The following is a 12,807-nucleotide window of genomic DNA, read 5'->3' as shown; positions in this document are numbered from 1 at the left end:
GGCGTAGACGACGTCGGCGGAGCCGTGGCGGAACAGGTCGTCGCCCGCGGGGCGGAGGAGGGCGGTGATGCCGGGGCCGTCGGTTTCGGTGATCAGGTGGGGGAGGCCGCGGACGATCGCGATCGGGATTCCGGCGAGCTTTCCTTTGGCCAGTTCGGCGGCGGCGGCGATTTCGTCGATCAGGGCGGTGACGGTGGCGTTGAGGGGGTTGCCGTAGGGGTCGGACTGGCCGCGGTGGTCTTCGAGGGGGCGGACTCCGGCCGCGCCGATCGCCAGGTCGGTCAGGCCGTGACGCCAGGGCCGCCCGAAGGTGTCGGAGACGATCACGCCGACATCGGCGCCCAGGCGCTCGCGGATGCCCGCCCGGATCCGCCGGGCTGAGGCGTCGGAGTCTTCCGGAAGCAGGAGGATCGTCCCAGGCTCGGTATTCGACGCGTCCACGCCGGCGGCGGCCATCACGAAACCGTGCCGCGTCTCCGCGATGACCAGATCCCCGCGCCGCGCCACCACCCGCTCGGTCTCTTCCTCGATGGCCTCAGCCCGGCTCTCTCCCTGCCGCACCCGCCCTTCTGCCTTACTCACAATCTTCGACGTGACCACCAAAATGTCCCCATCGGCAACCTTCACCCCAGATCGGGCCACCAACTCGGCGATGTCGTCTCCCGCCCCAACCTCCGGCAGACCCTCAATGCCCTCAATCTGAATCATTGCTTCTCCTCAAATCCGCATATGTCGGCGCCGATCATCTCTGGCACCAAAGGGTGTCCACTTCGCATCATCTATGACAAACCTTCGGCGCCTGCAGCCGGATGAGCCGTCACGTCAATGTTCCGCTTGCATGGTCGGCATGCGGCACTGCGATCGGCATCGCCGCGATGGTCGCGGTTGTGGGCATCGCGCGGCGGGGCGTGGTCGGCCTCTACCCGGCGATCCGCGCGGCCCGCCTGTCCCCAATCGAAGCACCGGTCACCTCAGACCCGGGCCAATGGGGCCAGGACGTCGGAGGGCTGGGGCGGTCCGGATGGGCTATTTCCGGCCGTCGGGCCTTGACGGCGTCGGATCTGGGTCGCACGATGGCGCGTGACCGAGCGCCGGGTCAGGCGGTCAGCTCAGTTCTCACGCTCCCATGCGACTGGAGGACTTCTGTGACGCATCTGACCAGGCGGTGGCGCCGCACGCCCGCACTCATTTCCGTGCTGGTAGTGATGTTAGCGCTAACACTCAGGATCCCGGCGTCCGCGGCGACCAAGACCGTCTACATCCCGAGCCGCTGGGCCAGCACCGGCGAGGTGCCGTGGACCAGCGCCCGTACCAAGCAGTCGGCGAACTTCATCCTGCTCTGGGGTGACCTGTCCGGCACAGATCCGATGACCGCACCCTCGCAGTACCGGTTCAATCCCGACAACATCCTCAGCCAGCTGGAGAACCTGTACTCCTTCTACGTGAACACGATGCGGTTCACCCCGGAGACCGGCTACCTCGCGCAGTACAAGATCAACGTGATCATCACGCAGACCTGGTCGAACGCCCCTGGTCTGAACGCCTGGGCGACCGGCGGGTCCACCGACGGCGTCGTCGGCGTCATCAACATCGCTCCCGGCGCCGCCCAGCCCGGCTCCTGGGGCCTGGCGCACGAACTCGGGCACGTCTTCCAGAACTACACCTTCCTCGGGCGCCCCGGGTTCGGCTTTACCGACCAGTCGGCCGGGACGTTCTGGGAGACCAGCGCCGAGTTCATGGCCATGCAGGTCTATCCGACCACCGCCGCCGGCGATCTCACCCGCTTCGTGCGCACCGAGAACCTGCACTGGGGCAGCAGCCGGCACCACTACGGCAACTGGATGCTCATGCAGTACGTCAAGGACCGCGACGGACTGGCCATGTTCAACCGGATCTGGAACGAGGCGCGGAACAACGAGCATCCGCTTGAGGTCTACCGGCGCATCAACGGCATCTCCCAGGCCGAGCTGAACACGCGGGTCGGACAGTACGCCCAGAAGCAGGTCACCTGGGACTACACCAACCGGGCCAACTTCATGCCGTTCATCAACCAGCTCTACCCCTTCATCACGGCCTACAACGGTGTGCCGGTGGAGGCGGTCAACGCGTCGGCGGGTCACTACAAGATCCCGGACGCCATGGCGCCCTCCGACTACGGCTACAACAAGATCAAGCTGGTGCCGAGCACCGACGGTGGCTTGATCAGGCTGCATTTCAAGGGCCACGTCAACACGGCGGCCCAGTCCGGATGGACGTACGGCTTCGTCGCCGTCAGAAACGGCGTACCCCGGTACGGCCCGCTGACCAGCTCGGCCGACAGCACGATCAGCTTCCAGACCCAGCCCGGCGAGAGGGACGTCTACCTGGTCGTGACGGCCACCCCCGGAACCGTTCACCACTGGGCCTTCCTCGACGGTTACCCGAAGAACTACCGCTACCCGTACGCGTTCCGCGTCGACGGCGCGGCGCCGTCCGGCTTCGAGCCCGGCTACACCAAACCGGCCGCTCCCGGCGGCGGCCGCTGGCACTCCAACGGCGGCGGCTGGGTCGACAACCGCGCCAACGTCGCCGCCACGGCGTACGTAGGCCCACGTGCCGCCGTGTACGGCAACAGCACGGTCAACGGCAATGCCCGGATCGAGGGCCTGGCCTGGGTGAACAGCGGCGCGACGGTAGGCGGCAACGCCGTCGTGAAGGACAACGCCCTCATCCAGGGAGGCGCCAACCTCAGCGGCAACATCGTGGTCGGCGGCGACGCCGAGCTGTGGATCGCCTGCAGCTCGGGCACGTACCTGATGTTCAATCCCGACCGCAACTGCGACGGCAGGGGCGGGGAGACCGACGTCAACCCGACCTTCAGCAACTTCACCGACGCCGAACTCGCCATCGGCCCCACCACACCCTCCCCGACCCCGACCCCGACTCCCTCCCCGACTCCCTCCCCGACTCCCTCCCCGACTCCCACGCCGACTCCGACCCCCACGCCGACTCCGACCCCCACGCCGACTCCGACGCCGACCGGCAAGAGCTGCACGGCGACCTACAAGATCGTCGGTCAGTGGCAGGGCGGGTTCCAGGGAGAGGTCACCGTGAAGGCCGGCACCTCGGCGATCAGCGGCTGGACGACCACATGGGCCTTCGCCAACGGCCAAACCGTGACGCAATCTTGGGGCACCGCTTTGACCAGCAACGGCTCCCAGGTGACCGCGGCCAACGTCGACTACAACGGCTCACTCGCGTCCAACGCGACCACCACGTTCGGCTTCCTCGCGACATCCGGCGCGACGAACGCGATCCCCACCCTCACCTGCACCGCACGGTAGTCACGGCCCGCCGCCCTGCTCGCCGTCAACCGGCGGCGAGCAGGGTGGTCGGCGGGCGCGAGGAAGGCCGAAGGGTGGCCGGTCTGGCGGAACAGGGCATGCCGACCTTGACGTTCGGATTCCTCGGGACATCCGGCGCGACGAACGCGGTACCCACCCTCACCTGCACCGCACGGTAGTCACGGCCCGCCGCCCTGCTCGCCGTCAACCGGCGGCGAGCAGGGCGGCGTTGACGAGCCTGGCCATCTTGTCGGCCGGCGCGAGGAAGGCCGAAGGGTGGCCGGCGCGAAGAAGGCCGAAAGGGCGGTCGGCCTGGCTGGGCAGGGCGTGCTGACCTTGACGGATCTGGGATACGAGAATCTGAGCCTGGCGCTCCGCCACCCCATCAAGAAGCCGAAGGGCGGGGAGCTGACCATCGCGCAAGAGCAGTACAACCAGCTGATCCGAGCGGTTCATGGTGTCGTCGAGCGCGCGAATTCCCTGCTCAAGACTACTTCAAGGCATTGTGCCGGGTGAGCTTGGATCCCCGGCGGATCGGCTTGATCGTCGAGGCGGCACATGTGCTGCTCCGCCTCGAACACGGCCGCGCTTTGTCGCGAAGATCACATGGAGTGGACGTTCGTTGCGCGGAAGGGCCCGCTGGTTACGGGTGGGTGGGCTTGTTGGCCAGGTTGAGGGCGAGGGTTAGGGCGGCGTGGGCGAGGGTGCGGGTGGTTTCGGGGGTGGTCATGAGGAGGGGGTGGGGTTCGACTGTTATGCCGGGGTGGGTGGTGGTGGCGTCTTCTTCGGCTACTAGCCAGCCGTTGAGGAGGGGGGCGCCGTACAGGTCGAGGACGGATTGGGCGGTGGTTTCGCGGCCGATGGCGGTGAGGCAGGCGTCGGCCATGCCGCGGACGGGGGAGCCGTTGATGATGGGGGAGACGCCGACGACGGGCTTTCTTTCCAGGGCGGGGCGTATGCCGGGGATCTGGAGGATCGTGCCGATGCTGACGACGGGGTTGGAGGGCGGGAGGATGACCACGTCGGCGGCTTCGATGGCGTCCAGGACGCCGGGGGCCGGTTTGGCGTCGGCGGCGCCGACCAGGACGATCTCCTCGGCGGGGACGGAGGCGCGCAGGCGGACCCACCACTCCTGGAAGTGCACGGCGTGGCGGCCGGTGTCGTCGGTGATGACAACGTGGGTCTCGGTGCGGTCGTCGGACATCGGGAGCAGGCGCACGCCGGGGTTCCAGCGAGCGCAGAGGGCCTCGGTGACCTGGGAGAGCGGGTATCCGGCGGCGAGCATCTGGCTGCGGATGATGTGGGTGGCGAAGTCGCGGTCGCCCAGGCCGAACCACTGGGGTTCCATGCCGTAGGCGGCGAGCTCCTCCTTGACGGTGAACGTTTCAGCGGCCCGGCCCCAGCCCTGGTCCTCGTTGATGCCACCGCCCAGCGTGTACATCACCGTGTCGAGATCGGGGCAGACCCGGAGCCCGAAGAGGGTGATGTCGTCGCCGGTGTTGCCGATCACGGTGATCTCGGCGTCGGGAGCTGCCGCCTGGAGGCCGCGGAGGAATCGGGCCCCGCCGACGCCGCCCGCGAGGGACACGATACGCATGACGCCATCCTCGCACCGCCCACCGACATCCCCACCGCCCGGCCCCATCACCCCGCACCATCACCCACGCACCACGGCGTGGACGGCGAAAGAGCCTGCTCACCGACATCCCACCGCCACCCCCGAACCACGGCGCGGACGACCCAGGACATGCCCACCGACGTGTCCACCGCCCGGCTCCATCACCCTCCCACCACGGCGCGGACGGTGAAAGAACCTGCTCACTGACACCCCCACACCACGGCGCGGACGACGCTGGACATGCCCCCGACATCCCCACAAGCCCGACCACACCACCCCTCCCACCTGCGACGACATGTCGGGATTTGTGGGACATACGACACTCGGGGGAAACATGAGCTTGGTGGGTCAGCCGACGGCAAAGTCAGGCATGTGCGAAACTCGTCTTGGTATGCCGTTTGCATGCCGTTGGCAATCAGGGGGTCACTGTGATCAAGGTTGAACCGGCGAGGCTGCGTGAGCCCGCCGCTTGGATCATGCTCGCGGTGGTGTGTTCAAGCGTGTTACCCGGTATCTGGGATTTTGTAACCGGGATCTTCGGTGGCTCGTTCACGTCGAGCGTGGGAAGCGCGTACCAGGCGTTTTCGTCGGCGACTACGGCGGCGTTGGCCGTGGGTGCCGTGGTGGTGACGACCCGGTTCGGCGACCCGACGCCCAGGAGCCGTCTGATCGGTTTGATCGCGGCGGGCGCGCTCGCGCTCACGGTGGTGTTCGGTTTGCTCAGCGCGCCGGTCCTGCTCTTCGCCGACGTGGATTTCGGCGACAAGTTCCGCATGCTGCTGGGGTTGCTGCCCAAGGTGGCGCTGGAGGCGATCGCCGCGCTGTACGTGCTCGGCACCGTCAGCCCGCCGCTCGCCAGGAAGCCCCAGGACCGGAACAGGGACAGGAACAACGGCAGGAACGAGGAGCCGTTCTTCGGCGGCTACCAGAACGACGGATTCCAGGGTTACGGCTCGTACCCGTCCCCGGAGCCCGCTGGCGCTCCCGTTCCCACTGGTCCCGTTCAGGATCCCTCCGTCCCCTCCACGTTGCCCGCCGCCCCGCACCAACAACATCCCGCACAGCCTGGCCTGGTGTACGGCTCGGCCGACAGTTCCGCCGATCGCACCCAGGACGCCTATGCGGCCCCGGTATACGACCAGGGATACGCGTCCCGGCACGAAGTCGTTCAACCTTCAGGGAACGGTTTCGGGGAGCCGTACCGGCCGCCCGTGAACGCGGCCCCCCAGCAGGCTCCACAGCAGGTCCCCCAGCAGGCGCCGCCGCAAGGGCCGGTGTTCGACCAGCACGGGTACGCCGGCGACTCGCCGTCCTTCCCGCCGGTCGCCTACAACGAGCCGACCTACAACGAGAGCACCTACAACGCGCCGGTGTACAACGAGCCGGTGTATCAGGAGCCCGTGTATCAGGAGCCGGTGTACAACGAACCCGTCTACCAGGATCCCGCGTACCAGGCGAATCAGAGCAACTACGGAGGGTCGTCGTTCTCGGGGTACGCGGCGCCGCAGTTCGCGCAGCAGGCGTACGAGCCGTCCTATGAGGGTGACCTGCGGGAGCAGCAGCTCGCTCAGGCGTACCAGCAGGCGCAGTCCTACCAGCAGGCCCCCACGGCGCCCCAGCCGCCGCCTCAGCAGGCTCAGCAGTCCCAGCTGCCTCCGCCGGTCCAGCAGGCGCTCCCGCAGGCGGTTCAGCAGCCCGCGCAGCCGGTTTACAACAGCCCGCTCGGGCATCCGCAGACGCGTGAGCCGTACCAGCAGGATCGGTTCCAGGGTGATCCGCTCAGCGGGCCCGAGCAGACCATCCGTTACCAGGGCGATTCTCTCAGTAGCCCCGATCTCTCGCGTTATCAGGGTGATCCCCTCAGCAGCCCCGACCTCGGCCGTTATCTGGGCGATCCGCTCAGCGGGCCCGAGCGAGCTCGTTTCCAGGGCGATCCGCTGAACGATCCGCTGCCCGGCAACGAACTGCTGGACCCCACCGCGATCTACAAGCCGGAGCGCCAGCAGGCAAAGCCCGAGGAAGGTGTGGGTAGAGAACAAGCAGCTCAGGGGGCCGATGGAACCCCGCATTGGTATGGTTCCGACCGCCGAGACCACTGATCTAGACCGCCAGATACCGGGGCAAGCACGTCTTTCCCCGGGTATCGGTATGCCGCTTGACGCCGCACCTGAGACACGCGTGTAATTACAGCTGTGTTGTTACGCCTTCCTCAAGGTGGGTATGAGGACGGCGTTTTAGGGGGCACTGTTGGTGACGGGCGGGCGACAGGGAGGTGTGCAGTGACCGAACCGGTCATGGCACAGGCGCTCGACGGTGAAGATCTGGGTTGGCAGGAGCGCGCGTTGTGCGCTCAGACCGATCCGGAGGCGTTCTTTCCAGAGAAGGGCGGCTCCACCCGAGAGGCTAAGAAGGTGTGCCGGGCGTGCGAAGTGCGCGCGGAGTGCCTTGAATACGCATTGGAACACGACGAGCGATTCGGTATCTGGGGCGGGCTGTCGGAGCGGGAGCGACGGCGCATCAAGCGTCAGGCCGTCTGATTGAAGTGCGAAACACGCGGGGGCCACACCTGTGGCCCCCGCAGCCTTTCGGGTTCTTCGGGCCACGGGCGGATCCAGGGTTGGCATAAGGTAGGCCCGCAAAGCAGGACAAACCCCCGAACATTTCCGGAAATTTCCGGATAAATCGCCCGAAAGACCCCAAGGACCCCCGTGCAAACCCCGGTGCATTCGGTCACCGCCATCGTCGTCGCGCATGACGGCGCGCGCTGGCTCAGAGAGACGCTCTCGGCGGTGCTGGGCCAGACCTATCGGCCGGACCGGGTGGTCGGCGTCGACAACGGCAGCCGCGACGACAGCGCCAAGCTTCTCACCCAGGCGTTCGGCCCCAACGCGGTCGTCAGCATGCCCCGCTCGACCGGCTTCGCGGAAGCCGTTCACGACGTCATGCGCCGCCTCCCGCCCGCCGTCCGGGGCACCGAGTGGATCTGGCTCATCCACGACGACTGCGCGCCCGACCCGCGCGCCCTGGAGACCCTGCTCTGGGCAGCCGATCAGGACCAGAAAGCCGTGATCCTCGGTCCGAAACTCCGCGACTGGCTGGACCGCAAGCTCCTCCTGGAGATCGGCGTCACGGTCGCCAGGTCGGGCCGCAGGGAGACCGGCCTCGAACCTCGCGAGTACGACCAGGGCCAGCACGACCACGACACCAGCGGAATCAGGGACGTGCTCTCGGTCTCCACCGCCGGGATGCTCATCCGCCGCGACGTCTGGGATGAACTGTCCGGCCTGGACCCGAAGCTCCCGCTGTTCCGCGACGACCTCGACTTCTGCTGGCGGGCCCGCGCGGCCGGACACCGGGTGCTGGCGGTGACCAGTGCCATGGCGTACCACGCGGAGGCGTCCAGCCGCCGCCGTCGCCGGATCGCGGCCAGCGACGACCACCCGCGCCGCCTGGCCCGCCGCTACGCCCTGTTCGTGATCATGATCAACCTGCCGTTCCTGGCGATGCTCTGGTCGATGCTCAGGAACACCTTCGGCTCCCTGCTCAGAACCTTCCTGTTCCTGCTGGCCAAGCAGCCCGCGCACGCGCTGGACGAGATCGTCGCGCTCGGCTCGGTGCTCTTCCATCCCGGCAAGCTGCGGCGCGCCCGCAAAGCCCGCAAGAAGAACCGCAAGCAGGGCTACGCCCTCGTCAAACCCCTGTTCACCCCGCCGAGCGCGGCCATCCGCCGGATCTTCGACATGATCCGCGGCCAGCTCGCGGGCGCGGGCCCCATGGACTCCGCCGGACGCCACCACGCCGTCGCCGCCTCTCCCGAGGAGGAGGGCGAGGAGCTGCTCAACGACGACGGCAGCGTGCTGCGCAGAGTGTTCGGCAATCCTGGCGTACGGCTCTGCCTGCTCCTAACCGCCGTCACGGTGGCCGCGCACTGGCGGATGGCCACCGGCGGCCTGCTCGGCGGGGGCGCGCTGGTTCCGGTGGTGGGCGGCGCGTCCGATCTGTGGGATCTCTACCTGGAAGGGGAGCAAGCTCCCTACGTGGCGGTCCTCGCGGCCCTGTCCACGCTGTTCTTCGGGAAGATCTGGCTGGCCGTCGCGGTGCTGCTGCTCGGCTGCGTCCCATTGGCGGGATTTTCGGCCTATGTGGCGACGCGCCGAATCATCCCGTACGTCCCGGCGAGGGTCTGGCTGGCCGCCACCTATGCGCTGCTCCCGGTGGCGACCGGAGTCGTGGCCGAAGGGCGGATCGGCTCGGCCGTCGTGATCGTGCTGCTGCCCGCCTACGCGTCCCTGGCCACCCGGGTGCTCTCCGACGAGGGCCGCCCGGCCCGCAGAGCCGCCTGGGGGCTCGGCTTACTGCTGGCGGTTGGAACGGCCTTCGTTCCGCTCTTGTATGGCTTCGTGTTCGTTCTGGGCGCGCTGGCGGCCCTCTCCTTCGGCGGCGTACGGCGCGGCGTCGGCGTCTCACTGGCGATCAGCCTCGCGGTCCCCATCCTGCTGCTGTTCCCATGGCTGGCCACATTCGCCGCGAATCCAATCAGAATCCTCCAAGAGGCCGGGCTCCCCCTGCCAGCGGACCCCCGCCTGCCCCCGGAAGCCCTCCTCACCCTCAACCCGGGCGGACCCGGCACCCCGCCGCTCTGGACCACCGCCGGACTGCTCGCCGTCGCCCTGGGAGCACTGCTGCTCCGCCGCCACCAGCTGATCGTCGCCGTCGGCTGGGGTGTGGCGATCTTCGGTGTGCTGGTGGCCACCGTGGTCAGCCGCCTGTCGGCGTGGCCGGGCGTGCCGCTGGCGTTCGCGGCCACCGGCCTGCTGGTGTGCACCGCGCTGGCCGCGCACCGGGTCGCCGAGTTCCGCAAGGCCGGCGGCTGGCGCAAGTTCGGCGCGCTGCTGATCTCGCTGGTGGCGTTCGCGACCCCGCTGGCCGCCGCCGGGCTGTGGATCTACGTGGGCGCGCGCGGCCCGCTGACCTGGAACATCCGGGACCCGCTGCCGTCCCTGGCCGCCGTCAAGTCCGCCAACGGCGAGGGCACGCTGGTGCTGCGATCCTCGGGCGGCGCGTTGTCGTACACGCTGCTGCGCGGCCGCAGCCTGCTCATCGGCGAGTCCGACGGCGTGACCCCTGACCAGCAGGTCACGGGCGCTGTCGCCGGGCTGGCCTCCGGCCGGGGCGGGCAGGACGCGGCGGCGCTCGCCGCCCGGGGCGTGCTGTTCGTGACCGTTCCCGCGCCCATCGACCCGCTGCTGCGCCGCGCGCTCGACTCGGAACCGGCGCTGACCCGGGTCAGCCTGTCCAAATCGTCGGGACTCTGGCGGATGGTGGTCCCGGTGGCTCCGCCGACGCCGCCTCCGCCGCTGGACTCCTTCCAGCGCGGCTGGCTGTGGGCGCAGGGCGGCCTGGTGGTGCTGGTGCTCATCCTGGCCGCGCCGGGCGCCCGCCCAGCCGAGCCGGAGGCCCAGTTCGAGGAGCAGGTCGCCGGAGAGCGGGTGCTGGTGTGAGACGCCTGATCGAGAACCGCTTCGGCCTGCTGGCCCTGGTCCTGATCGCGCTGGCCGCCGTGTACGGCGGCGCGTTCGTCAGCCGCCCCGCCCCCGTCAGGGTCGCGCCCGTCCAGCCGGTCAAGGCCGCGATCGAGTCGGTCTCCACCGTCTGCCCCGACCCGGGCGGCGCGACCATCAGCGCGGTGACCCCGCCGGGCCCGCGCGGCTCCGGCAAGGCCGAGGTCCTGGACGGCGACAAGCCCGTCACCCTCTCCGAGGCCGGGCGGCTCTGGCAGAAGACCGCCGCCAAGGACGCCGACCCGATCAGGGTGGTCGCCACCGGCGCGATGGCCTCGGGCCTGGAGGCGGCCCGGATCAGCAGGACGCTGTCCGGCGACGCCCGCGGCCTGTCCGGCGTGCGCTGCGTCGAGCCGGGCGCCAGCGCCTGGTTCGTCGGCCCCGGCCCGGCCGCCGCCGACCTCACCCTGCACCTGTCCAACGTGGAGGCCGCCCCCGCCGACGTCTCCTTCGTCGTGTACGCGGGCGAGGGCCTGGTCGTCACCGAGCAGTCCACCGGCATGGTCCTGAAGCCAGGCGAGCACCGGACCGTCAAACTCCGCGACGTGACCACCTCGCCCCTGGTCATGGGTCTGCACGTGATCGCGAGCCGGGGCCGGGTGACCGCCGCCGTGGAAGTCCTGCTCGGCGGTGGCAAGGGCGCCGACTGGCTGCCCCTGGCCGGGGAGCCCGCGACCCGCGTGGTCGTCCCCGGGATACCCGGCAGCGCGGGCCAGCGCAAGCTGTACATCACCGCCCCCGGCGAGCAGGACACCGTGGTCCAGGTCAAGGCCGTGCTCAAAGACGGCTCGTACGCCCTGAAGAACCGCGAGGACGTCAGCGTGCCCGCCGGCGCGACCACCACCATGGACCTGTCCACGGGCATCGGCGGCCAGCCGGCCGCGCTCGTGCTCACCTCGCCGATCCCGATCGTGGCCGGACTGGAGATCACCGGCACCGGCGACCAGCGGGACGTCGCGTTCACCGCGGGGGCGCCCTCCATCGACCTCGGCAGCGTCGTGGCCGACGGCAGGGCGGGCAAGACGCAGACCTCGCGCCTGATCCTCTCCGCGCCCTTCGAAGCCGCCACCGTCCAGGTCCAGCTCCTCCCGAAGGAGGGCGCACCCTCGGCCCCGACCGAGGTCGCGATCCCGGCCGGGCGCACCCGCGAGATCAAACTCAGCGGCGACGAGAAGGGCTTCAGCGTCGTGATCACCCCGCAGCCGGGCTCGGGTCCGGTCTACGGCGGCCGGGTGATCGAGGAGAAGACCTCCTCGGGCCAGCTCATCACCGCCCAGCCGCTCCAGATGGCCAGAACCTGGGCCCTGGTCCCGCCGACCACCGATTCACCGCGAACCGTGCTGCCCTGATCAGCTGTCGTCGTACCCCGGATCCACCGCCTCCGGGGTGAGGCCCAGCAGGTTGGCGACCTGCTCCACGACCACCGAGTGCACCAGACCGGCCAGATGTTCGCGATCCCGGGCGCGCGCCTCCATCGGCCGCCGGTAGACCACGATCATGGCCGGTTCGCCGCGCGCCGCCGGTTCGGCCCGTCCGAACGGGATCGGATCGGAGGCCAGCCGCCCGGGACCGTCGATCAGCTCGCTCGCCCTGGGCACCTCCTCCACCCCGAACTCCACCGCGGACAGCTCCCTGGACCAGCGCACCCGCAGCCGGTCCACCGCGTCCAGCACGAGGTCGTCGAAACGCTCGCCGCGTGACTTGGCGATCGGCACGTGGGAGGGGGCCAGCGGGCCACGCATGCCCCGGCCGTGGCGGTCGCGTCGTCGAGGACTCATCCGGCCAGCTTATTTGAGCCACGGAAAGGTCACGGACGGCCTCCTTAGGTGTCCGGATTGTGGCGACACGCTCGTTAAGAGGCGCGGGGTGGTGGCAATGTGAACGCGGACCGGATACGGTCCCTCCGTGAGCCCCGTCCGCAGCTGTTCCCGTACCGCCTGCAGGCAGCCTGCCGTCTTCACGCTCACGTACGTGTACGCCGACTCGACCGCAGTTCTGGGCCCGCTGGCGACGTACGTCGAGCCGCACTGCTATGACCTGTGCGCGGAACACGCCGAGCGGCTCACCGCGCCCCGAGGCTGGGAGGTGGTGCGGCTGCCGTACGAGCCGGGCGCCCCGAGTGGAGACGACCTGGAGGCCCTCGCGAACGCCGTGCGCGAGGCGGCGCGACCCGCGCCCGCCGCCGGGGAGCCGACCGGGCAGGCGGTCGAGGTGGGCCGCCGCGGTCACCTCCGCGTGCTGAAGTCCGCTCAACCTAACCGCGAACGGTGACCGGTTCGGCCCGATAGGCTCGAACCGTATTGTT

General features: G+C 69.4%; 9 protein-coding genes and 1 pseudogene. 7 read left to right on the top strand and 3 right to left on the bottom strand.

The window, feature by feature from the left end:
- A partial coding sequence (locus tag Aple_RS31290) for a coenzyme F420-0:L-glutamate ligase (RefSeq protein WP_155348344.1) occupies positions 1 to 708 on the bottom strand: 708 nt, incomplete at its 3' end.
- A 497-nt stretch (positions 709 to 1,205) separates the two neighbouring features.
- Here Aple_RS31290 and Aple_RS54810 point away from each other — a divergent pair.
- Together Aple_RS54810 and Aple_RS31280 are read left to right on the top strand one after the other, a co-directional pair.
- Positions 1,206 to 3,323: a DUF6055 domain-containing protein gene (locus Aple_RS54810; RefSeq protein ID WP_174889899.1), complete on the top strand. Its 2,118-nt coding sequence runs from the start codon at positions 1,206 to 1,208 to the stop codon at positions 3,321 to 3,323.
- Between the two features lie 333 nt (positions 3,324 to 3,656).
- A pseudogene (locus Aple_RS31280) lies at positions 3,657 to 3,916 on the top strand (transposase family protein); the annotation flags it as partial.
- 50 nt (positions 3,917 to 3,966) lie between these two features.
- Here the strand turns inward: Aple_RS31280 and cofD are convergent.
- Entirely contained in the window at positions 3,967 to 4,920 is a 954-nt protein-coding gene (gene cofD, locus Aple_RS31275) for a 2-phospho-L-lactate transferase (protein ID WP_155348314.1), read from the bottom strand.
- A 644-nt stretch (positions 4,921 to 5,564) separates the two neighbouring features.
- On the opposite strand from cofD, the gene Aple_RS31270 reads away from it, so the two are divergent.
- From Aple_RS31270 to Aple_RS31255, 4 genes are all read left to right on the top strand, one after another.
- A complete protein-coding gene (locus Aple_RS31270) occupies positions 5,565 to 7,040 on the top strand; it encodes a hypothetical protein (RefSeq protein WP_218038578.1) in 1,476 nt (491 codons plus the stop codon).
- A gap of 195 nt (positions 7,041 to 7,235) precedes the next feature.
- Positions 7,236 to 7,478 (top strand): WhiB family transcriptional regulator, encoded by a 243-nt coding sequence (locus Aple_RS31265; protein WP_155339096.1) that lies wholly within the window; start codon positions 7,236 to 7,238, stop codon positions 7,476 to 7,478.
- A 171-nt stretch (positions 7,479 to 7,649) separates the two neighbouring features.
- Complete coding sequence (locus tag Aple_RS31260) at positions 7,650 to 10,442, top strand: glycosyltransferase family 2 protein (RefSeq protein WP_246264903.1); 2,793 nt, start codon at positions 7,650 to 7,652, stop codon at positions 10,440 to 10,442.
- On the top strand, positions 10,439 to 11,851 hold the full coding sequence (locus tag Aple_RS31255; RefSeq protein WP_155348312.1) for a DUF5719 family protein: 1,413 nt from the start codon (positions 10,439 to 10,441) through the stop codon (positions 11,849 to 11,851). The genes Aple_RS31260 and Aple_RS31255 overlap by 4 nt, the downstream gene beginning before the upstream one ends.
- On the opposite strand, the gene Aple_RS31250 is transcribed toward Aple_RS31255, so the two are convergent.
- A complete protein-coding gene (locus tag Aple_RS31250; protein WP_155348311.1) occupies positions 11,852 to 12,280 on the bottom strand; it encodes a metallopeptidase family protein in 429 nt (142 codons plus the stop codon).
- A gap of 127 nt (positions 12,281 to 12,407) precedes the next feature.
- Here Aple_RS31250 and Aple_RS31245 point away from each other — a divergent pair, with 127 nt between their 5' ends.
- Positions 12,408 to 12,773, top strand: a complete 366-nt coding sequence (locus Aple_RS31245; RefSeq protein WP_155339014.1) for a DUF3499 domain-containing protein — start codon at positions 12,408 to 12,410, stop codon at positions 12,771 to 12,773.
- The last annotated feature ends 34 nt before the right edge of the window (positions 12,774 to 12,807 follow it).

It is taken from the genome of Acrocarpospora pleiomorpha (assembly GCF_009687885.1).
GTDB lineage: Bacteria > Actinomycetota > Actinomycetes > Streptosporangiales > Streptosporangiaceae > Acrocarpospora > Acrocarpospora pleiomorpha.
Note: the sequence above shows the minus strand (reverse complement) of the source record. Positions and strands in the feature narration are given on the sequence as shown.

Bases quoted from the DNA above. Each gene is read 5' to 3' on its own strand.
- Aple_RS31265 (WP_155339096.1), top strand. From the start codon at position 7,236: ATGGCACAGGCGCTCGACGGTGAAGATCTGGGTTGGCAGGAGCGCGCG.
- Aple_RS31250 (WP_155348311.1), bottom strand. From the start codon at position 12,280: ATGAGTCCTCGACGACGCGACCGCCACGGCCGGGGCATGCGTGGCCCG.
- Aple_RS54810 (WP_174889899.1), top strand. From the start codon at position 1,206: ATGTTAGCGCTAACACTCAGGATCCCGGCGTCCGCGGCGACCAAGACC.
- cofD (WP_155348314.1), bottom strand. From the start codon at position 4,920: ATGCGTATCGTGTCCCTCGCGGGCGGCGTCGGCGGGGCCCGATTCCTC.